Raw genomic sequence first — 507 nt, forward strand, 5'->3', positions numbered from 1 at the left:
TATGAATACAGCTGTCATTAATGATATCACTTTATTAGACGACAGTTACAACGCAAATCCGGCTTCGATGAAAGCAGCCCTTAATATCTTGTCTATGCAGGCGGGGTATCGAGTTGCCGTGCTGGGTGAAATGGCCGAACTNGGTGCTCATGCGCATGACGCGCATATAGATGTCGCGACTTATGCGCTTGAATTAGGAATCGAAGAGTTTTGCTTGATAGGGCAATACGCAAAACAGATGAGTGAAAGTATTGGTGAGAATGCATTGGTTTTTGAAGACAAAGCCTTGCTTGCAGAGCACCTAGTGAAAGATCCGCACAAAAATAAGATCGTGATGATCAAAGGGTCCAGAAGCGCAGCAATGGATGAAGTTGTAAATTTAATTAAGAGAAGAGTTCACTAATGCTGTATTGGTTGTCATCCGTTTTATCTGAAACATTTGGGTTCTTGTCGGTGTTTCAGTATTTAACCTTGCGAGGAATCCTAGGGGTTTTAACTGCCCTGATG

At 42.7% G+C, this 507-nt stretch carries 1 protein-coding gene; it reads left to right on the forward strand.

Going from position 1 to position 507, the window contains the following annotated elements:
* A partial coding sequence (locus tag A3757_RS05220; protein ID WP_082872065.1) for a glutamate ligase domain-containing protein occupies positions 1–403 on the forward strand: 403 nt, incomplete at its 5' end.
* Positions 404–507: the final 104 nt, after the last annotated feature.

The organism is Oleiphilus sp. HI0117 (assembly GCF_001635235.1).